At 59.1% G+C, this 22420-nt stretch carries 23 protein-coding genes; 16 read left to right on the top strand and 7 right to left on the bottom strand.

The window, feature by feature from the left end:
* Positions 1–3: 3 nt before the first annotated feature.
* Complete coding sequence (sbmA, locus tag ABLV76_RS18485) at positions 4–1224, top strand: peptide antibiotic transporter SbmA (RefSeq protein WP_004204884.1); 1221 nt, start codon at positions 4–6, stop codon at positions 1222–1224.
* 18 nt (positions 1225–1242) lie between these two features.
* Positions 1243–2349, top strand: a complete 1107-nt coding sequence (locus tag ABLV76_RS18480) for a DUF1615 domain-containing protein (RefSeq protein ID WP_348878409.1) — start codon at positions 1243–1245, stop codon at positions 2347–2349.
* On the opposite strand, the gene ABLV76_RS18475 is transcribed toward ABLV76_RS18480, so the two are convergent.
* Entirely contained in the window at positions 2346–2648 is a 303-nt protein-coding gene (locus ABLV76_RS18475) for a YaiY family protein (RefSeq protein ID WP_048323132.1), read from the bottom strand. The genes ABLV76_RS18480 and ABLV76_RS18475 overlap by 4 nt on opposite strands.
* A gap of 252 nt (positions 2649–2900) precedes the next feature.
* Between ABLV76_RS18475 and ABLV76_RS18470 the strand changes: the two genes are divergently transcribed.
* The gene (locus ABLV76_RS18470) at positions 2901–3104 is read left to right on the top strand and encodes a DUF2754 family protein (protein WP_004204881.1); all 204 of its coding nucleotides are present in this window, start codon (positions 2901–2903) and stop codon (positions 3102–3104) included.
* 32 nt (positions 3105–3136) lie between these two features.
* Here the strand turns inward: ABLV76_RS18470 and ddlA are convergent, their stop codons facing one another.
* Entirely contained in the window at positions 3137–4234 is a 1098-nt protein-coding gene (gene ddlA / locus ABLV76_RS18465; RefSeq protein WP_004204880.1) for a D-alanine--D-alanine ligase, read from the bottom strand.
* Positions 4235–4333: 99 nt separating this feature from the next.
* Here ddlA and ABLV76_RS18460 point away from each other — a divergent pair, with 99 nt between their 5' ends.
* From ABLV76_RS18460 to ABLV76_RS18440, 5 genes are all read left to right on the top strand, one after another.
* Positions 4334–5017, top strand: a complete 684-nt coding sequence (locus ABLV76_RS18460; protein ID WP_017898943.1) for an extensin family protein — start codon at positions 4334–4336, stop codon at positions 5015–5017.
* A 169-nt stretch (positions 5018–5186) separates the two neighbouring features.
* Positions 5187–6386, top strand: a complete 1200-nt coding sequence (locus ABLV76_RS18455; RefSeq protein ID WP_004204877.1) for a multidrug efflux MFS transporter — start codon at positions 5187–5189, stop codon at positions 6384–6386.
* A 301-nt stretch (positions 6387–6687) separates the two neighbouring features.
* The gene (gene iraP / locus ABLV76_RS18450) at positions 6688–6948 is read left to right on the top strand and encodes an anti-adapter protein IraP (protein ID WP_004204875.1); all 261 of its coding nucleotides are present in this window, start codon (positions 6688–6690) and stop codon (positions 6946–6948) included.
* Between the two features lie 89 nt (positions 6949–7037).
* Positions 7038–8468, top strand: coding sequence for an alkaline phosphatase (gene phoA, locus ABLV76_RS18445; protein WP_025999123.1), 1431 nt, complete (start codon positions 7038–7040; stop codon positions 8466–8468).
* A 91-nt stretch (positions 8469–8559) separates the two neighbouring features.
* Positions 8560–8877, top strand: a complete 318-nt coding sequence (locus ABLV76_RS18440) for a PsiF family protein (protein ID WP_004204873.1) — start codon at positions 8560–8562, stop codon at positions 8875–8877.
* Positions 8878–8944: 67 nt separating this feature from the next.
* On the opposite strand, the gene proC is transcribed toward ABLV76_RS18440, so the two are convergent.
* Positions 8945–9754, bottom strand: coding sequence for a pyrroline-5-carboxylate reductase (gene proC / locus ABLV76_RS18435; RefSeq protein WP_004204871.1), 810 nt, complete (start codon positions 9752–9754; stop codon positions 8945–8947).
* Between the two features lie 116 nt (positions 9755–9870).
* Between proC and ABLV76_RS18430 the strand changes: the two genes are divergently transcribed.
* Positions 9871–10329: a YaiI/YqxD family protein gene (locus ABLV76_RS18430; protein WP_004204870.1), complete on the top strand. Its 459-nt coding sequence runs from the start codon at positions 9871–9873 to the stop codon at positions 10327–10329.
* On the opposite strand, the gene ABLV76_RS18425 is transcribed toward ABLV76_RS18430, so the two are convergent.
* Positions 10326–11027, bottom strand: coding sequence for a DUF2076 domain-containing protein (locus tag ABLV76_RS18425; RefSeq protein ID WP_048294238.1), 702 nt, complete (start codon positions 11025–11027; stop codon positions 10326–10328). The two genes, ABLV76_RS18430 and ABLV76_RS18425, sit on opposite strands and share 4 nt — an antisense overlap.
* Before the next feature lie 329 nt (positions 11028–11356).
* On the opposite strand from ABLV76_RS18425, the gene aroL reads away from it, so the two are divergent.
* The 4 genes from aroL to ppnP all read left to right on the top strand — a co-directional run bounded on the left by aroL (position 11357) and on the right by ppnP (position 13445).
* Positions 11357–11890 (top strand): shikimate kinase AroL, encoded by a 534-nt coding sequence (gene aroL / locus ABLV76_RS18420; RefSeq protein ID WP_023319827.1) that lies wholly within the window; start codon positions 11357–11359, stop codon positions 11888–11890.
* 71 nt (positions 11891–11961) lie between these two features.
* Positions 11962–12153 carry a YaiA family protein gene (locus ABLV76_RS18415; protein WP_002890278.1) on the top strand — a complete coding sequence of 64 codons (192 nt, stop codon included), beginning with the start codon at positions 11962–11964 and terminating at the stop codon, positions 12151–12153.
* A gap of 249 nt (positions 12154–12402) precedes the next feature.
* Positions 12403–13083, top strand: a complete 681-nt coding sequence (locus tag ABLV76_RS18410) for an AroM family protein (RefSeq protein ID WP_094333957.1) — start codon at positions 12403–12405, stop codon at positions 13081–13083.
* Positions 13084–13160: 77 nt separating this feature from the next.
* On the top strand, positions 13161–13445 hold the full coding sequence (ppnP, locus tag ABLV76_RS18405; RefSeq protein WP_004204865.1) for a pyrimidine/purine nucleoside phosphorylase: 285 nt from the start codon (positions 13161–13163) through the stop codon (positions 13443–13445).
* Positions 13446–13515: 70 nt separating this feature from the next.
* Here ppnP and rdgC read toward each other — a convergent pair whose 3' ends face one another.
* On the bottom strand, positions 13516–14427 hold the full coding sequence (rdgC, locus tag ABLV76_RS18400) for a recombination-associated protein RdgC (RefSeq protein ID WP_002890285.1): 912 nt from the start codon (positions 14425–14427) through the stop codon (positions 13516–13518).
* Positions 14428–14518: 91 nt separating this feature from the next.
* On the opposite strand from rdgC, the gene mak reads away from it, so the two are divergent.
* The gene (gene mak / locus ABLV76_RS18395) at positions 14519–15433 is read left to right on the top strand and encodes a fructokinase (RefSeq protein WP_004204864.1); all 915 of its coding nucleotides are present in this window, start codon (positions 14519–14521) and stop codon (positions 15431–15433) included.
* Positions 15434–15633: 200 nt separating this feature from the next.
* Here mak and sbcC read toward each other — a convergent pair whose 3' ends face one another.
* The gene (sbcC, locus tag ABLV76_RS18390) at positions 15634–18777 is read right to left on the bottom strand and encodes an exonuclease subunit SbcC (protein WP_219713652.1); all 3144 of its coding nucleotides are present in this window, start codon (positions 18775–18777) and stop codon (positions 15634–15636) included.
* Positions 18774–19979, bottom strand: coding sequence for an exonuclease subunit SbcD (gene sbcD / locus ABLV76_RS18385; protein ID WP_017898937.1), 1206 nt, complete (start codon positions 19977–19979; stop codon positions 18774–18776). The genes sbcC and sbcD overlap by 4 nt, the downstream gene beginning before the upstream one ends.
* A gap of 182 nt (positions 19980–20161) precedes the next feature.
* On the opposite strand from sbcD, the gene phoB reads away from it, so the two are divergent.
* Positions 20162–20851, top strand: a complete 690-nt coding sequence (gene phoB, locus ABLV76_RS18380) for a phosphate response regulator transcription factor PhoB (protein ID WP_004204861.1) — start codon at positions 20162–20164, stop codon at positions 20849–20851.
* Positions 20852–20872: 21 nt separating this feature from the next.
* On the top strand, positions 20873–22168 hold the full coding sequence (phoR, locus tag ABLV76_RS18375) for a phosphate regulon sensor histidine kinase PhoR (RefSeq protein ID WP_004204860.1): 1296 nt from the start codon (positions 20873–20875) through the stop codon (positions 22166–22168).
* Positions 22169–22420 lie beyond the last annotated feature (252 nt).

The raw sequence follows: 22420 nt of genomic DNA, 5'->3' as shown, positions 1-22420 counted from the left end.
ATGATGTTTAAATCTTTTTTCCCCAAACCGGGGCCGTTTTTTATTTCTGCCTTTATCTGGTCGCTGCTGGCGGTGATCTTTTGGCAGGCGGGCGGCGGCGACTGGCTGCTGCGGGTCACCGGGGCATCGAAGGATGTGGCGATCAGCGCGGCGCGCTTCTGGTCGCTCAACTATCTGGTGTTCTACGCTTACTATCTGTTTTGCGTCGGCGTGTTTGCGCTGTTCTGGTTTGTCTACTGCCCGCATCGCTGGCAGTACTGGTCGATTCTCGGCACGTCGCTCATCATCTTCGTCACCTGGTTTCTGGTGGAAGTGGGGGTGGCGATCAACGCCTGGTATGCGCCGTTCTATGATCTGATCCAGAGCGCGCTGGCCACCCCGCATAAGGTCAGTATCAACCAGTTTTATCATGAGATCGGCATCTTTCTCGGCATCGCGCTCATCGCGGTGATCATCGGCGTGATGAACAACTTTTTCGTCAGCCACTACGTCTTCCGCTGGCGCACGGCGATGAACGAACACTACATGGCCCACTGGCAGCATCTGCGCCATATCGAAGGCGCCGCGCAGCGTGTGCAGGAAGATACCATGCGTTTTGCCTCCACCCTGGAAGATATGGGCGTGAGCTTTATCAACGCGGTGATGACCCTGATCGCCTTCCTGCCGGTGCTGGTGACGCTCTCCGAACACGTTCCCGACCTGCCCATCGTCGGTCACTTGCCGTATGGCCTGGTGATTGCAGCGATCGTCTGGTCGCTGATGGGGACCGGCCTGCTGGCGGTGGTGGGGATTAAGCTGCCGGGTCTGGAGTTTAAAAACCAGCGCGTGGAAGCGGCCTATCGTAAAGAGCTGGTCTACGGCGAGGACGATGAAACCCGCGCCACGCCGCCGACGGTGCGCGAGCTGTTCAGCGCGGTGCGTCGCAACTATTTCCGTCTCTATTTTCACTATATGTACTTCAATATCGCCCGCATTCTCTATCTGCAGGTGGATAACGTTTTCGGCCTTTTCCTGCTGTTTCCGTCGATCGTTGCCGGTACGATTACCCTTGGGCTGATGACGCAAATTACCAACGTTTTCGGCCAGGTGCGCGGTTCGTTCCAGTACCTGATCAGCTCGTGGACGACGCTGGTGGAACTGATGTCCATCTACAAACGTCTGCGCAGCTTTGAGCGCGAACTGGACGGCAAGCCGCTGCAGGAAGCGATCCCGACATTACGTTAATCAAGACAAGGAAGCAGGATGGCCGCACGTTTATCGCGCATTATACCCGATTCATTGACGCTGCTGGCGGCCGTGGTGCTCAGCGCCTGTACCAGCCAGCAGGCGCCGGTGCTGAAAGAGGGTGAGAAGCCCGTTGACGTGGCGTCGGTGGTGCGGCAGAAAATGCCCGCCAGCGTCAAGGATCGGGAGGCCTGGGCGCAAGCCATCGCCACCGCCTTTGACAGCCAGAAGCTGGCGCCGACGGAAGAGAACGTCTGCTCGGTGCTGGCGGTCGCGCAGCAGGAGTCCAATTATCAGTCCGATCCGGTGGTGCCGGGGCTGAATAAAATCGCCTGGCAGGAGATCGACCGCCGGGCGGAAAAAATGCACATTCCGCTGTTTCTGGTCCATACCGCGCTGAAGATCACCTCGCCAAACGGCAAAAGCTACAGCGACCGTCTGGACAACGTGAAGACGGAAAAGCAGCTGAGCGCTATTTTTGATGACTTTATCGGGATGGTGCCGATGGGGCAGAAGCTGTTCGGCTCCCTGAACCCGGTGCACACCGGCGGCCCAATGCAGGTCAGCATCGCCTTTGCTGAGCAGCATACCTCCGGCTACCCGTGGAAAATGAACGGTACGGTGCGCCAGGAGGTCTTCAGCCTGCGCGGCGGCCTCTGGTTTGGTACCTATCATCTGCTGAACTACCCGGCCAGCTACAGCGTGCCGTTGTACCGTTTTGCCGACTTTAACGCCGGCTGGTATGCCAGCCGTAACGCCGCCTTCCAGAACGCGGTGGTGAAAGCCAGCGGGGTGAAACTGGCGCTCGACGGCGACCTTATCCGCTATGACAGCGATGAGCCGGGCAGCACCGAGCTGGCGGTACGTCGCCTGGCGGGCCAGCTGGGGATGAGCGACAGCGAGATCCACAGCCAGCTGAAAAAGGGCGACAGCCTGGCGTTTGAGAAGACCGACCTCTATCAACAGGTTTTCCGTCTCGCTGATAAAAAAGCGGGCAAAACCCTGCCGCGGGAGATGTTACCGGGAATCCAGCTTGAGAGTCCGAAAATCACCCGTAATCTGACGACGGCGTGGTTTGCGAAACGGGTCGATGAGCGGCGGGCAAGCTGTATGGCGCGGCGTTAACGGCGCCGACGCCAGCGTACAATGATCGCCAGCAGCCCGATGAACGCGCAGCCGGCCAGGAAAGGGATCAGGCCAAAGAGGGTGCCAACGGCGAGACTGATGTCGACCTGCGGACGGCTGGCGTCCTGGGCCTGCATCAGGCGCTCAAACACCCCCGGGGCGTGGATCAGCATGCTGAGCATCTGCGCGCCGGCCCAGCAGCAGATCAGCACGAACAGCCCGTAGGCGACATGGCTGCCGGTCAGCGCCCCTCTTTTTTTATTTCCCAAAAGCGATTTTGAAAAACTGAATTCAGCCATAGGCCCTCCCACCTCTGTACTGCTGGTTTTTTCTCCAGCTCTATGGCAGGTATTCTGGCAGTGCGACGCCGTCGCCAGTATCAGATTGCTGGTAATTGCCCTCCAGGAATAATCCTGTTTTCGCCGTTGTGTTAACCGCGCCACAGGAAGGGAAAAGGGAGACCGGCGTCGCAATCCAGCAACATTCTCCATATCGCTACAGACCGCCGTGGGCGGCTATGCGAAGATGCGTTTTTTGCTGTTGGAGGCCGCATGAAGCTCACTGATAAAATTCGCCGCGACTGGCACTACTACGCGGTGGCGCTGGGGTTAATTTTTATTCTTAATGGCGTGGTGGGGCTGCTGGGGTTTGAGACTCAGGGCTGGCAATCCTACGCCGTCGGTCTGGTCACCTGGGTGATAAGCTTCTGGATTGCGGGCTTTGTGATCCGCCGCCGCCCGGCAGAAGAGGCCTGAGGCCGCCGCTGCCAGGCGGGGTAAAACGCGTTTTAGTTCATGGAGGTTTTCAGCGCCCGGTCCGCGGCATGGCGCTCCAGCGCCAGCTCAATCAGGCGGGTGATCAGACTGGTGTAATCGAGGCCGCTGGCCTGCCACAGCTTCGGATACATACTGATATTGGTGAAGCCCGGCAGGGTGTTGATCTCGTTGATCACCACCTCGTTGTCGGCGGTGAGGAAGACGTCGACGCGGGCCATGCCGCTGCAGCCCAGGGTCTGGTAAGCCTGCACCGCGATAGCGCGGATCTTGTCGTTGATCTCCGGGGCGATAGCGGCCGGGACCACCACCTTCGCGCCCTGGTCGTCGATATACTTGGTGTCGTAAGCGTAAAACTCGCTGTTGAGGACAATTTCACCGCAGGTGCTGGCCTGCGGATGGTCGTTACCCAGCACCGCACACTCAATTTCCCGCCCTTTAATACCTTGCTCCACCACCACTTTATGGTCAAATTCAAAGGCCAGGGCCACCGCCTGATGGTACTGCTCTTCGTTTTTAACTTTGCTGACGCCAACCGACGATCCCTGGTTGGCCGGCTTAACGAACAGCGGCAGGCCCAGCTTCGCTTCGACATCGGCAAAGCTGAACTGCGCGCGGTTGGCGCGGGTCAGGGTGATAAACGGCGCAACGGCGAGACCGGCGTCGCGCAGCAGGCGTTTGGTCACATCTTTGTCCATACAGGCCGCAGAGCCCAGCACATCGGATCCGACGAAAGGCAGATTGGCCATGCGCAGCATCCCCTGCAGGGAACCGTCTTCGCCCAGCGTGCCGTGGACGATGGGGAAAATTACATCGATGGCCGCCAGCGGCTGACCGCTTTCGGCGTTAATCAGTTGCTGCGCCTCGCGGCCCGGGATCTGCGCCAGGGTCACCGTTGAAGGGCGCAGGGCGATGCGGGCAGGATCCTGAGCGTTGAGCAGGTAGTTGCCGGCGTCGTTGATGTGCCATAGCCCCTGTTTATCAATCCCCAACAGAACCACATCGAAGCGTGATTTATCAATCGCTTCCACGATATTCTTCGCTGACTGCAGCGACACTTCATGCTCTGCCGACTTACCGCCAAAAACGATCCCAACCCTCATCTTTGCCATTTCAACTTCCATCCAGATTACATCAAAGGGCATAACATACCATGTGAAACCGCCGCCTGCCTGCCATAATATTTACCTGATCAATTGACGGGAGCGGGCGTGAGAGGAAAGACGCTGCTGGTGCTGGCCGGGCTGCTCGGCGCGGGCCTTGTGGGATATCGCTATCTGCCGCCACACCTGAATCCGCTGGCGCCGCTGGCCCTTGACGATCCCCCGGGCTGGCTGACGTCGTTCAAGCTGCGCAGCCTGACGGCCGACCAGTGCGCCTCCCTGCTGGCGGAGGCCAACCGCCGGCGGCTCATCGCCAGCCAGCCGGTGGCCGACAGCGAGGGCGCCTGCCCGCTGCGTAATGTGGTGCGGGTGGCTAATTTTGGCTCGGTGCAGTTGAGCAGTAGTTTCCTCGCCAGCTGCCCGCTGGCGCTCAGCAGCGCGCTGTACGTCGAGCAGCAGGCGAAGCCGCTAACCCGTCAGCTGATGGCCAGCGATCTGCGCCAGATCGATCATCTCGGCAGCTTCGCCTGCCGCAATATCTACCATCGGGAACAGGCGCGGCGTAGTGAACACGCGACGGCGGATGCCCTTGATGTTAGCGGCTTCCGCCTGACGGACGGCAGACGCATCAGCGTCCTGCAGGGCTGGCGCAGCGATCGCTCTCACCCCTGGCTGGCGGCGCTGTTAAGCAACAGCTGCCCTTACTTCGGCAACGCCCTGGGGCCGGAGTACAACGCGGCGCACGCCAACCATTTTCACTTTGGGATGCGCGGGCAGGGCTTCTGCTTTTGAGCATAAAGCCCTGTGAGCAGCCTGAATGACCAGAAAATGCTTCGTCAGCCTCTCATGCGCAGTCATAAAACACCAAACTCACCGCCAGCGCATCTATGGTAGTACACCAGTGCAATGAAATTGCTAAGCTAGGTAATAATTGGCAAATCATTAATGAATACGCGTAGTTATGGAATCCTGGAAGGTTAATCTTATCTCCGTCTGGTTTGGTTGCTTTTTTACCGGCCTGGCGATCAGTCAAATTCTCCCCTTTTTACCGCTCTACGTCTCCCAGCTGGGCGTCACCTCGCATGAAGCGCTGTCGATGTGGTCGGGGCTGACCTTCAGCGTCACCTTCCTGGTCTCGGCGATCGTCTCGCCGATGTGGGGGAGCCTGGCGGACCGCAAAGGCCGCAAGCTGATGCTGCTGCGCGCCTCGCTGGGAATGGCGATCGCCATTTTACTGCAGGCCTTCGCCACTAATGTCTGGCAGCTGTTTATCCTGCGGGCGATCATGGGCTTAACCTCCGGTTATATCCCTAACGCCATGGCGCTGGTGGCCTCCCAGGTGCCGCGCGAGCGCAGCGGCTGGGCGCTGAGCACCCTGTCGACGGCGCAAATCAGCGGCGTGATCGGCGGCCCGCTGCTGGGCGGCTTCCTGGCGGACCACGTCGGGCTGCGAATGGTCTTTTTTATTACGGCGATCCTGCTGACCATCAGTTTTCTGGTGACCCTGTTTCTGATTAAAGAGGGCGTTCGCCCGCAGGTCAGCAAAAGCGATCGTCTCACCGGGAAACAGGTCTTTGCCTCCTTGCCCTATCCGGGGCTGGTGATCAGCCTCTTTTTCACCACCCTGGTGATCCAGTTGTGCAACGGCTCAATCGGCCCGATTCTGGCGCTGTTTATCAAGTCGATGGCGCCGGACAGCAACAATATCGCTTTTCTGGCCGGGATGATCGCCGCGGTGCCCGGGGTGTCGGCGCTGATCTCTGCGCCACGGCTGGGTAAGCTTGGCGACCGCATCGGCACCTCACGGATCCTGCTGGCGACGCTCTGCTGCGCGGTGGTGATGTTCTTCGCCATGTCCTTTGTCACCACCCCGCTGCAATTAGGTACGCTGCGTTTTCTGCTCGGCTTTGCCGATGGCGCGATGCTTCCGGCGGTGCAGACCCTGCTGCTGAAATACAGCAGCGACAGCGTCACCGGGCGCATCTTTGGCTATAACCAGTCGTTTATGTATCTTGGCAACGTCGCCGGGCCGCTAATTGGCGCTTCCGTATCAGCGATGGCCGGCTTCCGCTGGGTGTTTATTGCTACCGCCATTATCGTTTTCATTAACCTCTGGCAACTGGCATGGATGCTGCGCCGTACCCGCCGGGCGAATGCCTGAACCTCTGCTGACGGTATTTAACGCAATACCGTCAGCGTTATTCAACGTCGGTCGATTTACCATTACTTTTTGTTATCGCCATTGCGTGAGCGCTATTCCATTTTATTATTTCCGACGTCATTTAGTTATAAACAGACCCGGTTGTGATTAAACAATACTATTTATAGTGGTATTTTGTTGTGGTAAAACGTTTCGCTGTATATTGGGTGTTGCGACGATTCTTATTTTAAGTAATTCTGGGGTCCGTCATCAGGTATGACATCTCAATCGAAAAACAGGCCTCGCATAAGGAACTGGTGCTATGAAGAATCTCATTGCTGAGTTACTGGTTAAACTGGCGCAAAAAGAAGAAGAAGCAAAGGAACTGACGGTGCAGGTTGAAGCGCTGGAGATCGTGGTCACCGCATTATTGCGCCATATGGAGCATGATGCCCAGCAGGCATTGATTCAGGATATTGAGCAGGCGATAGACCAGGTGACGCCTTGTCCGCCGGTCAACGACCAGGATGCCATCCTGCTGCAGCAATATCTAAAGAAGCTGTTGCGGCATCCTCGTAGCTAATCTTTGCGACGCGACAAGGATGCCGTCATTTTTCTGTCATCTCCCTTTTATAAAGTCTCCCACGTTTTGTTTTTTTAAGTATTTTTTACATGGAGATGACAAAAGTGAAATTAAGCGCCCTGTTTATTGCCCTGCTGCCTCTGCTGGGCTCGCCGGTTATTCATGCGGAAACCACGACCGCGCCGGTTCTGGAAAATCGCGCTGCCCAGGGAGATATCACCACTCCCGGCGGCGCGCGTCGTTTAACGGGCGATCAAACCGAAGCGCTGCGCGCCTCGATAATCAATAAGCCGGCCAAAAACATTATCTTGCTGATTGGCGATGGGATGGGTGATTCTGAAATTACCGCTGCGCGAAATTATGCGGAAGGGGCGGGCGGTTTCTTTAAAGGCATTGACGCCCTGCCGTTAACCGGGCAGTACACGCACTATTCGCTGGATAAAAAAACCGGTAAACCGGACTACGTCACCGACTCGGCGGCCTCCGCCACCGCCTGGACCACCGGCGTGAAGACCTATAACGGCGCGCTGGGCGTCGATATTCATGAGAACGCGCATCAGACCATCCTCGAGCTGGCGAAAGCGGCGGGCCTGGCCACCGGCAACGTTTCTACCGCCGAGCTGCAGGACGCCACCCCCGCGGCGCTGGTGGCGCATGTGACATCGCGTAAATGCTACGGCCCTACGGTCACCAGCGAAAAATGCCCCAGCAATGCGCTGGAGAAAGGGGGCAAAGGCTCCATTACCGAACAGCTGCTGAACGCCCGGCCGGATGTCACCCTGGGCGGCGGCGCGAAGACTTTTGCCGAAACGGCGACGGCGGGCGAGTGGCAGGGCAAAACCCTGCGTGAGCAGGCGGAAGCGCGCGGCTACCAGATTGTGACCGACGCGGCCTCTCTTGCCGCCGCGACGGAAGCCAGCCAGGATAAACCGCTGCTGGGACTGTTCGCCGACGGCAATATGCCGGTACGCTGGGAAGGGCCCAAGGCGTCTTATCACGGTAATATCGATAAGCCGCCGGTAACCTGTACCCCAAACCCGAAACGCGACGCCTCGGTGCCGACGCTGGCGCAGATGACGGAGAAAGCGATTGACCTGCTGAGCCGCCACGAGAAAGGCTTCTTCCTGCAGGTGGAAGGTGCCTCCATCGATAAGCAGGATCATGCGGCGAATCCGTGCGGCCAGATCGGCGAAACGGTTGATCTCGACGAGGCGGTGCAGAAGGCGCTGGAATTTGCCAAAAAAGACGGCAATACCCTGGTGATCGTCACCGCCGACCATGCGCACGCCAGCCAGATCATCCCGGCGGATAGCAAAGCCCCGGGCCTGACTCAGGCTCTGAATACTCACGATGGCGCAGTGATGGTCATGAGCTACGGCAACTCAGAGGAAGAGTCGATGGAGCACACCGGCACCCAGCTGCGCATTGCGGCCTACGGTCCGCATGCGGCTAACGTCGTCGGCCTGACCGATCAGACCGACCTCTTCTCAACTATGAAAGCTGCCCTGAGTCTGAAATAAGTCGCTGCCGGTGGCGAAATCGCGTCACCGGCTGGTTTTTTTTCTATCTGCGTCCAGACTTACAACGATCCACTCACAGAAGGATGGTGCGATGAAAATAACCTTACTGATGACCCTACTGTTTGGCTTGATCTTTATCAGCGCGGTTGGCGCGGCAGAAAAAACGCCCACTCCTCAGCAGCAAAGGATGACGGACTGCAATCAGCAAGCGTCAGCCAAAACGCTGAAAGGGGAGGAGCGCAAAACCTTTATGAGTCAGTGCCTCAAAAAAGAGACCACGACCTCGCAAGGAAAGCCCCTCACGCCCCAACAGCAGAAGATGAGCGACTGCAACAAAGCGGCTTCGGCAAAATCACTGAAGGGCGATGAACGCAGTACCTTCATGAGTAGCTGCCTGAAGAAAGCCTGAAAAAAAGGGAGCGCACGCGCTCCCTTGTTCTTTGACCTCTCAGGGCTTGCAGCCCGCCAGCTCAGCTTCAGGAGCGGCTCAGCTTCTCTGATTTTTCCATGCACTGGCTGATGGCTTCGATCACCGCGGAGCGGAAGCCTTTTTCTTCCAGCACGCGCACGGCTTCGATGGTGGTCCCGCCAGGAGAGCAGACCATATCTTTCAGCGCTCCCGGATGCTCACCGCTCTCCAGCACCATTTTGGCAGAGCCCATCACCGCCTGCGCGGCGAATTTGTAGGCCTGGGCGCGCGGCATCCCGCCGAGAACGGCGGCATCGGCCATCGCTTCGATAAACATAAAGACATAGGCTGGCGCCGAACCGCTAACGCCCACCACCGGATGGATCATCGGCTCGGCAATTTGCTCCGCCTGGCCAAAGCAGCGGAAAATGGTCAACACTTCAGCCACATCTTCGCTGCTCACCAGCGCGTTTGGCGTAACGGAGGTCATGCCGGCGTTAACCAGCGACGGGGTATTGGGCATCGCGCGAATAATTTTGCGATCGTGGCCGAGCGCGCGCGCCAGCTGGTCAAGCGTGACGCCGGCGGCGATGGAGACCACCAGCGACTCTTTATTCAGGCTGGAGGCGATATCGCCCAGCACTTTGGTCATGATCCCCGGCTTCACCGCGCCGAAGACGATATCGGCAATTTGCGCCACTTCCTGGGCGCTATCGGCGGCGTTGATGCCGTACTGGTCGCGCAGAGCCGCAACCTTGTCCGGCGACGGGGTGTAGACCCAAATTTGTCCCGGCTGTACCTGGCCGCTGGCGATCAGTCCACCCAGAATGGCCTTACCCATATTGCCGCAGCCGATAAAGCCAATTTTCTTATCCATCACCATTCCCCTCTGCTTTTTTCGTTACGATCTGATTAGCTTATCATCCTGGCGCTTTCATGGGGGAGAAAAGCAGGTAACATTGGCGACACTTATTGCAGGTAACAGGAGCTGGCATGGCCATTTGGGTGGATGCAGACGCGTGTCCGAACGTGATTAAAGAGATATTGTTCCGCGCGGCAGAGCGGACCCAGACGCCGCTGACGCTGGTGGCGAACCAGCCGCTGCGCGTACCGCCGTCGCGTTTCATCCGCACCCTGCGGGTTGAGCAGGGTTTTGACGTGGCGGATAACGAAATCGTCCGTCAGTGCGCGGCGGGGGATTTAGTGATCACCGCCGATATTCCGCTGGCGGCGGAGGTGCTGGCGAAGGGCGGGGCGGCGCTCAATCCGCGCGGAGAGCGCTACAGCGAAGCGACGATCCGCGAGCGGTTGACGATGCGGGATTTTATGGAGACATTACGGGCCAGCGGCGTTCAGACCGGCGGCCCGGATAGTTTATCGCAGCGCGATCGGCAACAGTTTGCCGCCGAGCTGGAGAAGTGGTTGCTGGCGGTTAAACGTCAGCAGGGTTAAACCCAACTGTCGTCATCGCTGCCAATATCATCATCGCCAAAGCCGGCGTCGAAGTCGTCGTTCCAGGTGTTGTCGGCAAGGAACTGATCGTCTCCCTGACGGAACGGATCGTCACCCGCGGCGGCGTCCTGCGCGGCGGGGGCGTCAGCATCAGGCTGCGGCTTCTCTTCGATGATATTCACAATCTCCTGCGGGTGCGAGCCGCTGAACATACTGGTCAGCATATTGCCCAGCACCACCCCGCCCGCTACGCCTGCGGCCGTTTGCAGCGCGCCCGCCATAAAGCCGCCGCCGCGTGCGGCAGCCTGCGGGGCATAGCTCTGCTGCTGCTGTGGGGCATACTGCGGCTGTGAGCTGGCCTGCGGGCGACCGTATTGCTCCGCGCCCGGGATCGGGTCAGAACCGCGTGACGAGCCGCCGCCGCCAAACAGGCCGGAGAGGAAACCGCCGCTGCTGGGCTTCGCCGCCTGCAGCTGGCTGACCTGGCTCTCCAGCGCCTGGATGCGATCGTTGAGCTGTTTAATCGCGGCTTCCTGGATAAGGATGGTTTGCGCCATATAGTAGGGGGCCGCCGGCTGCGCGCTCACGTGTTGGGCAATCCGCTCCTCGGCGCTGGCATCGCGCGATGCACTGTGCGCCTCAGCCTCTTTCAGCCGGGAAAACAGTCCATCAATAAGGCGTTGTTCTTCAGATTGCATGTTACATTCCTCTGTCACACTGTCGAATAGGCATCAGGGTGCGTCTGAAACACGATGTTGTAAATATGTTGCTTCGTAAAGCTATGCATAAATGTGTTACCGTTTACGCCAGCAGTGGATAAAAAATAACGCCAGGCAGAAAAGTAAAGCTGGTTAAACACCAAATGCAATGATAAGTTTACATCAAGAGCCCTTTGCCTCACTGCGGTGATGGGGTGTAAAGAAGTTGTGTAACGTTTTATTTACGAATACGTTGCGGAACAGACAGCGATAATACGTTCTTTCGTTTTCCTTTTTTTGCGACAGACGGAACCAGGGGGTCTTCGGTTATGACACAGCCAATCTTTCTCATCGGGCCACGCGGCTGCGGTAAAACCACCGTCGGCCATGCGCTGGCGCGAGCGCGACATTTTCAGTTCTCCGATACCGATCATCGGCTGCAGGCCCATGAGCAGCGGACGGTGGCGGAGATCGTGCAGGCGGAAGGGTGGGCGCGCTTTCGCGAGCTGGAGACCCTGTCGCTGAAGGCCGTGACCCTGCCGAATACGGTGATCGCCACCGGCGGCGGCATCATCCTCGCGGAATGTAACCGTCAGTTTATGCGGGAGAACGGCGTGGTGATTTATCTTCAGGCGTCGGTGTCGGCGCTGATTGACCGTCTGGAAGCCTACCCGAAAGCCGAACAACGGCCGACGCTCACCGGGAAACCGGTGCGTGAGGAAGTGGGCGAGGTGCTGGCGCAGCGTGAAGCGTTATACCGTGATGCTGCCCATCATATTGTCGATGCTACAGCCTCCCCGGATCGGGTGGTGGAGCAAATTATGACCATGCTGTGCGGCGCGACGGCAGCTCCGGTAAGTTAAGAATTTACTTACATTAAGGCGGCGAGGGGCGCCTATACTTGATAGTTCTGATACCGGAAGAAGGAAGAACTATGCCAAACAGACCCCCATATCCGAGAGAAGCGCGCGTGGTTGCGGTAGAGAAAGGTCCTCAGGGTCAGACGGTGACCTGGTATCAACTCCGCGCGGACTATCCTGAGCCCGATTCGCTAATCAGCGAACATCCTACCGAGCAGGAAGCCGTGGATGCCAAGCGGCGTTATGAAGATCCCGACAAGTCTTAAGCCCTGAGCCCGGATTGCCTGTCCTGCGGGCAATATCGGGCGTATCTCACATTTTTTATTTATCAGTCGTACTAATGAATTTCTAACACACGGATTTTTCAGGCACGCCGCCGCCGCCCGGTAATCTTTACATTCAACCGCGGCGTGGAGCTGCTACGCTTCTCGACGGTTGATTTTTACTCACCAGGGGGGCGAATGCTGTGTGTGGTAAGCCTGTGTTGAAGCAGTGGTAGTGAAAAGGTACATGATATGAGTAGTGCAACGATGGCAATTTTGACCATCGGCGTTGTGCCGCTGGCGGGAGTATTACCGCTCCTGACCGAACATATCAGGGAAGAACAGATCGCTCACATCAGCCTGCTGGGCGAGATGACGCGTGACGACGTGATGGCAGAGTACGCCGTGGGTGACGGCGAACAGGGTCTGTTGACCTTGCTCAGCGATAACCAGCTGGTGATGGTGTCGCGACAAAAAATTGAACGTGATGTTCGCAGCGTGATCGCCATGCTGGATCGACAGCATTTTGATGTGATCCTGCTGCTCAGCTCCGAACAGCTGACCGGTTTTACCACCCACCACGCGATCCTCCTCGAGCCGCAGCGGATCATTCCGCCGCTGGTGGCGTCGATCGTCGATGGGCACCAGGTCGGGGTGATCGTGCCGGTGGAAGAGATCATGCCCATGCAGCGACAAAAGTGGCATTCACTGGAGAAGTCACCGTACTACGCGTTGGCCAACCCGTTTACCGGTAGCGACAGTGAGCTGTTAACCGCCGGTCAAGCGCTGCTTGAGCAGGGGGCCGACGTGCTGGTCCTCGACTGTCTCGGTTACTATCAGCATCATCGCGATGTGTTACAAAAAGCCCTTGATGTCCCGGTTTTGCTGTCGAATGTGCTGGTTTCCCGACTGGCGGCAGAACTATTAGTCTAATGTGTTAATTTCACGTGACAGGGGCAAGGAGCGCCCCCTATATTGAGCCTTTCAACGACGATCAGAAGGGCTTGTTTATGCTTCAAAGCAATGAATACTTTGACGGAAAAGTGAAATCCATTGGCTTCACCAGCAGCAGTACCGGTCGCGCCAGCGTTGGCGTGATGGCGGAAGGAGAATACACCTTTGGTACGGCGCAGCCGGAAGAGATGACGGTGGTCAGCGGGGCGCTGAATGTCCTGCTGCCGGGTGAGACTGAGTGGAAAGTTTACGCCGCCGGCGAAGCCTTCAATGTGCCAGGCAACAGCGAATTCCATCTGCAGGTGGCTGAGCCAACCTCCTATCTGTGCCGCTATCTGTAAGTCAGCGTAACGCCCGGCGCTTGCCGCCGGGTTGTATTTTTTTCCTGTCAGGCAGGAAAGAAAGCGGCGCTTAGCGCTGCGCTTCGCCGCCGAGCCCTTCCACCAGGCTTTGGATCAGGGCAGCCAGTTCGCCGGTCATTAAGATAAAGTCGGCGTCAAAGCGCTGGGCGAAATCTTCCCGATCGATATCTTCGTTTTGGTCGCGTAATTCATCGCAGAACTTGAGGCGCTTAATTGACGCGTCGTCGCAGATCACAAACTGAATACGCTGCTGCCAGTCCAGCGCCAGCTTGGTGACGACCTTCCCGGCCTCAATGTGCACAGCGATTTCGTCGCTGACCAGATCCTGCTTCTTGGCGCGGATCACGCCGCCATCTTCCAGCATCGCTTTCAGCTCGGCTTCGTCCAGCAGCTGGAAGCCCTGCGCTACGGTGCCGGAGCGGACCCACTCGGTCAGCGTCAGCTCGATCGGATTCTCCAGGGTCAGCGGCACCACCGGCAGCGAGCCGAGGGTTTTACGCAGCAGGGCCAGGGTATCTTCCGCTTTTTTCGCGCTGGCGCAGTCCACCATGATCAGGCCGTTGACGGTGTCGATCCACATCATCGTCTGGCTGAAGCGGCTGAAGGCGCGCGGCAGCAGCGAGTGCAGCACTTCATCTTTCAGGGAATCTTTCTCAGTCTTCTTCAGCTTGCGCCCCTGATCGGCTTCGAGCTTCTGGATCTTCGCCTCCAGCGCCTGCTTGATCACCGGCGACGGCAGGATCTTTTCTTCTTTACGCGCGCAGATAATGATCTGGCCGTTCGCCGTATGCGTCAGCGCGTCGCTGTGCGATCCCATCGGCGATACCCAACCGGTTTTCGCCATATCCTGGCTGCCACAAGGGGTAAATGTCAGCTCGGCCAGCTGTTTTTCCATCTCCTCGGCGCGCAATTCGATATCGCGGCTGAGACGGTAAACCATTAAATTTTTGAACCACAGCATGATAATTTCCACGGCTTTGTCGTTAAATCAGGCGGGCATGATAGCGAATTGTCGCTATGCTTGCATTGTTAATCGGGGTGAGGAGCTGAGCGTGCGTATTGGTATTGATTTAGGTGGTACAAAAACCGAAGTGATAGCCCTGAGCGACCAGGGAGAGCAGCTGTTTCGCCATCGGTTACCCACGCCGCGGGAGGATTACCGGCAAACCATCGAGACTATCGCTACCCTGGTGGCGATGGCCGAGCAGGCGACCGGACAGCGTGGCACCGTGGGGATGGGGATCCCGGGCTCGATTTCGCCCTATACCGGGGTAGTGAAAAACGCCAACTCGACCTGGCTCAACGGCCAGCCCTTTGACAAGGACCTCAGCCTGCGCCTTGACCGTGAAGTCCGGCTGGCTAACGACGCCAACTGTCTGGCAGTGTCGGAAGCGGTGGACGGCGCGGCGGCGGGGGCGCAAACGGTGTTCGCGGTGATTATCGGCACCGGCTGCGGCGCGGGCGTAGCGCTCAACGGGCGGGCGCATATCGGCGGCAACGGTAACGCCGGCGAGTGGGGACATAACCCATTGCCGTGGATGAACGACGATGAGCTGCGCTACCGTGCGGAAGTGCCTTGCTACTGCGGTAAACAGGGGTGTATCGAAACCTTTATCTCCGGCACCGGCTTTGCCACTGACTATCAGCGGCTGAGCGGCAAGGGGTTAAGCGGCAGCGAGATTATGCGCCTGGTGGGTGAAGGTGACGAAAAAGCCGAACTGGCGCTGAGCCGCTATGAACAGCGGCTGGCGAAATCGCTCGCCCACGTGGTGAACATCCTCGATCCGGACGTCATCGTGCTGGGCGGCGGGATGAGCAACGTCGAGCGGCTTTATCAGACGGTGCCGGACCTGGTGAAACAGTGGGTCTTCGGCGGCGAGTGTGAAACGCCGATCCGTAAAGCAATGCACGGCGACTCCAGCGGAGTACGCGGCGCGGCATGGCTGTGGCCGCTGCAGGGGACCTGAACCACTCCCCCTCACCCCGGCCCTCTCCTGGAGGGAGAGGGGGAAGGCGGCGTCGGTGGTTGGGGGTGTGGCAGGAACCCCCGGTCTCTTGCGGGGAGAGGGGTAATCGCAACAGCGTACGAAACGGAAAACCAGCGCCGGACGGTTCCCTCTCCCCCCGGAGAGGGTTAGGGTGAGGGAACATCGTAATGACTCAGACCTCACTCCACCGCAAACGCTCTATCCAGCCGACTGTAGCCCAGGCCATTTATCTTCTTCACTTTGATCTGCACCGGAATGCGATCTTTCATCGCCTCCACGTGGCTGATCACCCCGATAATCTTGCCGCTGGCGTTGAGGGCATCCAGCGCGTCCAGCGCCGTGTCCAGCGTTTCGCTGTCGAGGGTGCCGAAGCCCTCATCAAGAAACAGAGAGTCAATCCGCGTCTTATGGCTCACCAGGTCTGACAGCGCCAGGGCCAGCGCCAGGCTGACGAGGAAACTTTCGCCGCCGGAGAGGGTGCGGGTGTCGCGCACGGCGTCGGCCTGCCAGGTATCGACCACCTCCAGCTCCAGCGCTTCGCTGGCTTTGCGCTGCAGCAGATAGCGCCCGTGCAGGCGGTTAAGCTGCTGGTTTGCCAGCCAGACCAGATTATCCAGCGTCAGCCCCTGGGCGAATTTGCGGAACCGATCGCCGGTGCTGGAGCCGATCAGCGAGTTGAGATAGCCCCAGTCATCCGCCAGCTGCGCCGCCTCTGCAATCTGCCGCCCCAGCGCCTGCTGATGCTGACGGCTCTCTGCGTCCTGCCTGAGCTGCTGACGGATCTCGCCCTGGCGGGTGGTGTTGTCCCGCAGCCGCTGGGCCAGGTCGTGCAGCTGAGTTTGCAGGGCGGGGATGTCCGCGTCCGTCCCTTGCGGACGCAGCGCCAGGTGCGCCTGCTGCTGCCGGGTCGCCTGCTCGCAGAGCGCCGTCGCCTGCTGAAGCTGCTGCTCCAGCGTCTGTTTTAACTGCGTTAGCCGCTGGGCGGTCTCGTCGTCCAGCAGCGCGGCGAGGAACGCCTGCCGATCGTTAAAGCGGCTGGCGGCCAGGGCGGCGGTAAATTGCGCCTGCGACTGGTCCAGGCGCGCCTTCTCTTCGGTCTCCAGCTGCTGCTGGGCGACAAGCTGGCTGTGCAGCGCCAGGCACTCTTCGTGGATCGCGCGCCAGTTGTCGGGGATCGCCGGTTCCGCTTCAGCTTCAGCCTCTGCCTCGTCGCTGGCTGGCAGCGTCTCGAGCAGCGGCTGCAGGGCGGCAATCTGCTCCTGAATGGCGCCATGCCGGGTCTGTTGCGCCTGCCACTGGGCAAATTCGCTTTCGCGAGCGTTCAGCCAGGCGGATTCTGTCCCTTCTTCCGGTAGGGTCAGCGTCAGGGCCTGCAGGGCGCTCTCCAGCCCCTGGCGCGTGGCCGTCAGCTGCTGCAGAGCCTGGCGCTCCAGCGCCTCCTGATCGTTGAGCTGGCTCTGCAGCATCAGGCGCTGGCTGAGCTGGTAGAGCTGCTGCTCGTAGCGCTCCTGCTCCTGGATCCAGTCGTTTATCTCTTGCGCAATATCCCGCGTGACCTGCAGAGAGGCGCAGGTTTCCTGCCACGCTTTAGTGAGCGCTTGCTCTTCCTCAGCGAGCCGCCCGGCCGCTTCGGTCTCACGCTGGAGCTGCTGCGTCAGGGCGTTGACCTGCCCGAGGATCAGCAGACCTTCTTCTTTTAGCGCGGCGACCTCTTTTTCCAGCGCATCGCGGCGGCGCTGATTATCCGTGACTGTTAGCGAAGCGTATTGCTCAATCGCCGGATGTTCACAGGAGCCGCACAGCGGGCAGGGCTTACCCGCCTCAAGCCGGGCGCGGTAATCTTCCAGATCTTTAATCGTTTCTTCCCGCTGGCAGAGCGCTTTCAGGTCGAGATAGTGCTGGTTTTTGTCTTTGTACTGCGCCCGGCGTTGCGCCAGGGTAGCGTTGAGTTTTGCCTGCTCCGCCTGCGCCTGCTGTACGCTTTCGGCGTTCTGGCGCAGACGCTTGCGCAGCAGCTGATGCTGTTCATGCAGGGAGAGCAGCCGCTGGCGCAGCGGTCGCGACTGGGTTTGCTGCGCTATCGCCGCCGCAACGTCATCGGCGCTCAGCGACAGAGGACTGGCTGGCAGCGCGGTCAGCTTCTGGCGCAGCGCGGCCAGGCGGCTGGTCTGGGCCGTCAGCTGCTGTTTATCCCGCGTTAGCTGCGAAAATTGCGCCCGCCAGCCGGCAATCTCCTGGCCCCACAAGCGGAATCGCTCATGGGCCGCCAGCCACTGCGCCAGATCGGTCAGTTCAGCCTGCCGCTGCTGCTGAGCGTGCAGGGCGCTGCGGCGGATGCGCGCGCGCAGCGCCGTGCTGGCAAGTAAGCGAGCATTTACTTCATTGATTCGCTGGCGGGTTTGCTCCAGGCCTGCCGCGTGCTCCTGCTGGCGCTCCCACAGGGGGCGCAGCTGGGCGGCGGGCTGGGCCAGCTCAAGCTTCGCCAGCGCCGGCGCGGCGTCGGCCAGCGCCTGGCGGGCCTGCTCCTGGCCGCTGACCGCCTGCTGCTGCTGCTGCGCCAGCTCGTCGCGGCGCGTTAGCCACTGGAGCTGCCGCTGCTGGTTTTGCTGCTGCGCCAGCAGGGCTTTCTCTTCGTCAGTAAGCACCTGCAAACTTTCCTGCAGCGCCTGCTGCTGGGCCTCCGTCAGCAGTACGATGCCCGCCGCCTGGGCTTCGAACTTCTCCAGCGTATGGCGAGCGGTTTTGTGCTGCTCATAGACCATCGCCGAAATCTGACCGTAGATTTCCGTGCCTGTCAGCTCCTCCAGCAGCTCCGCGCGATCGCTCGGCTTCGCGTTCAGGAAGGCGGCAAATTGTCCCTGGGAGAGCAGCATCGAGCGGGTGAAGCGGCCATAGTCGAGGCCGGTGAGCGTCGCGGTTTGCTCCAGCTTATCCGAGACCTTATCGGCGAGGATTTTGCCGTCGGCGCAGCGCGCCAGCTCGACGCGGGGCGCCTGCAGGTTGCCATCCGGCTGGTTACGCGCCCGGTTCTGGCTCCAGAAGGCGCGGTAGGCGATGCCCTTCACTTCAAACTCCACCTCCGCCAGACACTCGGCGGTATCGCGGGTCATCAGGTCGTTTTGCGACTGGGAGACTTTATTCAGGCGCGGCGTTTCGTGGTAAAGCGCGAGGCAAATGGCGTCGAGCAGGGTGGTTTTCCCGGCGCCGGTGGCGCCGGTAATGGCGAACAGGCCGTTGCTGGCGAACGGCTCGGCGGTAAAGTCTATCTTCCATTCCCCTTTCAGGGAGTTAAGGTTTTTCAGACGCAGACTGAGGATTTTCATGCGTTTTCGTCCTCCGCGGTGAGCGTATGCAGCGTATGGGCGAACAGCTCGTGCAGCCGGGCGCGCTTCTCATCGTCAATCTCGGTCAGCGCCAGCCGGCGCTCGAACACCTCTTCCACCTTCAGTTCGCTGAGGGTCTCCCGCTGGGCGTTGAGCAGTATTTTCTCGCGCTGCTCGCGGCTGCGGCGCACCAGCAATACTTCCACCGGCAGATCCTCCGTCAGCGCCTGAATTTGACGCTGAATATCGTGCAGGTACTCCTCGGTGGTGATTTCGATATCCAGCCACACCGGCGGGTCCTGTTCAACGCCGCGCCACTGCTCCAGCTGGGCGGTGATGGCGGCCAGATCGCCTTTGATGACCGCTAGCGGCTGGGTGACGGGCACCTCGAGGGTTTCCACGGCGCTGAGTCGCCCATCGCTAAAGCTCACCAGATGCACCGATTTCGCTTTGCCGGTTTCATCAAAGCTCAGCGGCAGCGGCGAGCCGCTGTAGCGGATGTGCTCGCAGCCGCCGACCACCTGCGCCCGGTGAATATGGCCCAGCGCAATGTAGTCGGCAGGGGGGAAGTGCTGCGCCGGGAAGGCATCCAGCGTGCCGATATAAATGTCGCGAACGGCATCGCTTTTGCTGGCGCCGACGGTGGTCAGATGGCCGCTGGCAATGACGGGCAGCGGGCGATCGCCGCGCAGCGCGCAGGCCTGCTGATACTGTTCCTGGTAATAGTCGCTGATGGCGTGCAGCAGCTGCTGCTGTTTTTCCCGACCGGAGTGGCCGGCCTGGCTGATGACCAGCTCGCGCGGGCGTAAAAACGGCACCGGGCAGAAGATAGCCCCAGGGGTGCCGTCGCGCCGCGGCAGCTCAATGGGCGGGCAGCCGGCGTTCGCCACGACGGTGGTGTGTAAAAAGGCGAGGATATCGCGGGATTCATTGAGCATCGCCACCGAATCGTGGTTGCCCGCCAGCACCACCAGGCGACAGCCGGTCTGCTGCAACTGGACGACAAAGCGGTTATACAGTTCGCGAGCGTAGCTCGGCGGCGATCCGGTATCAAAAATATCGCCGGCCACGATGATGGCGTCGACTTCATGCTCCTGCGCGCGGGCCAGCAGCCAGCTCAGGAAGGCGTCATGTTCGGCCGCACGGCTTTTGCTGTAAAAATTCTGGCCCAGGTGCCAGTCGGAGGTGTGAAGGATGCGCATAAATCTTCCCTAGCGAAAAAAGCATGAGCGGCAGTATACCATTTGTCGGAGAGGGGTAAGTCCGCGTCATGCTTCAAAATACCCGATCATCAGACGGTCATTTTTTTCATAAATCTGTCACAAAAGTGACGCATAATGACGCCGCACTTCTATACTGATGGCTAAAAAACACAGGGTAAATAATGGCGAGAAGAATTCTGGTCGTTGAAGATGAAGCTCCAATCCGCGAAATGGTCTGCTTTGTTCTGGAGCAAAATGGCTTTCAGCCTGTCGAAGCGGAAGATTATGACAGCGCGGTGAATCAACTCAATGAACCCTGGCCTGATTTGATTCTCCTTGACTGGATGCTGCCGGGCGGTTCGGGGCTGCAGTTTATTAAGCTGCTCAAGCGCGAGGCGATGACCCGTGATATTCCGGTGGTGATGCTGACCGCGCGCGGAGAAGAAGAGGATCGCGTTCGCGGCCTGGAGACCGGGGCGGACGACTACATTACCAAGCCTTTCTCACCGAAGGAGCTGGTGGCGAGAATCAAAGCGGTGATGCGCCGTATTTCGCCGATGGCGGTGGAAGAGGTGATTGAAATGCAGGGGCTGAGCCTCGATCCCTCATCGCACCGGGTGATGACCGGCGAAAGTCCGCTGGACATGGGGCCAACGGAATTTAAATTATTGCATTTCTTTATGACCCATCCGGAGCGGGTGTACAGCCGCGAGCAGCTGCTGAACCACGTTTGGGGAACCAACGTCTATGTGGAAGACCGCACGGTGGACGTCCATATTCGTCGCCTGCGCAAAGCGCTGGAACACAGTGGCCATGATCGGATGGTGCAAACGGTTCGCGGCACGGGGTATCGTTTCTCCGCCCGTTTCTGAATTTTGACAGGAGTGTGACCCGTGCTGGAACGGCTGTCATGGAAAAGGCTGGCGCTGGAGCTCTTTTTAGCGTGTATTCCGGCCCTGATTCTGGGGGCGTTTGTGGGGCATTTGCCGTGGTTTTTACTGGCGGCAGTGACCGGTTTGCTGATCTGGCATTTCTGGAATTTGATGCGCCTGTCGTGGTGGCTGTGGGTGGACCGGAGCATGACCCCTCCGCCCGGCCGCGGCAGCTGGGAGCCGCTGCTGTATGGTCTGCACCAGATGCAGATGCGTAATAAAAAGCGTCGACGTGAGCTGGGAAGCCTGATTAAACGCTTCCGCAGTGGAGCGGAATCGTTGCCGGACGCGGTGGTCCTGACCACGGAGGAGGGAGCCATTTTCTGGTGTAATGGCCTGGCGCAGCAGATTTTAAACCTGCGCTGGCCGGACGACAGTGGGCAAAACATTCTTAACCTTCTGCGCTATCCTGAATTCGCCACCTACCTGAAACAGCGTGATTTTTCAAAACCGCTCAATCTGGTGCTGAATAATGCCCGTCATCTGGAAATTCGCGTGATGCCCTACAGCGACAAGCAGTGGCTGATGGTGGCGCGCGACGTGACGCAGATGCATCAACTGGAAGGGGCGCGGCGTAACTTCTTCGCTAACGTCAGCCATGAGCTGCGCACCCCGCTGACGGTGCTGCAAGGCTATCTGGAGATGATGCAGGAGCAGGTGCTGGAAGGGGCGACCCGTGAAAAGGCCCTGCACACCATGCGTGAGCAAACCCAGCGTATGGAGGGCCTGGTGAAGCAGCTGCTCACGCTGTCGCGTATTGAAGCCGCGCCGGCGCTGGCGATGAATGACCGCATCGACGTGCCGATGATGCTGCGGGTGGTGGAGCGCGAGGCGCAGACCCTCAGCCAGGATAAGCAGACGCTGTTTTTTACCGTCGATGAGCAGCTCAAGGTGCTGGGCAACGAGGAGCAGCTGCGCAGCGCCATTTCTAACCTGGTTTATAACGCGGTGAACCACACCCCGCCGGGCACTGAAATTCGCGTCAGCTGGCAGCGAACGCCGCAGGGGGCGCTGTTCAGCGTCGAAGATAATGGGCCAGGCATTGCGCCGGAGCATATTCCCCGTCTGACCGAGCGTTTCTATCGGGTGGATAAAGCCCGCTCCCGGCAAACGGGGGGCAGCGGCCTGGGGCTGGCGATTGTCAAACACGCGGTCAACCATCATGACAGCCGACTGGAAATAGAAAGTACGGTGGGCAAGGGAACCCGTTTTAGCTTCCTGCTCCCGGAACGATTAATTGCCAGAAACGACCCCTGAGCGGCGCACTGTCAGTTTATCTTGCCAATGACCGGCTTCGGCTGGTCATTTTCATTGGCAGTCATTTTCCCCTCGCCTATTTAATGAACGTGCGCTGCTTTTTTGTTCGCATGATAAGCCACGGGTTTTCCATCAATATGGTAAATGATTCTGGTGTGAAACTGATAACCAGCATAATCATCTGCTTTTGCGATCGTGCCTTGCTTTAAAACGTTATAAGCGTTTAAATTGCGCCTGCGCAGTCGATGACAG

The sequence above is a fragment of the Klebsiella sp. GB_Kp047 genome (assembly GCF_040065235.1).
GTDB lineage: Bacteria > Pseudomonadota > Gammaproteobacteria > Enterobacterales > Enterobacteriaceae > Klebsiella > Klebsiella quasipneumoniae.
Note: the sequence above shows the minus strand (reverse complement) of the source record. Positions and strands in the feature narration are given on the sequence as shown.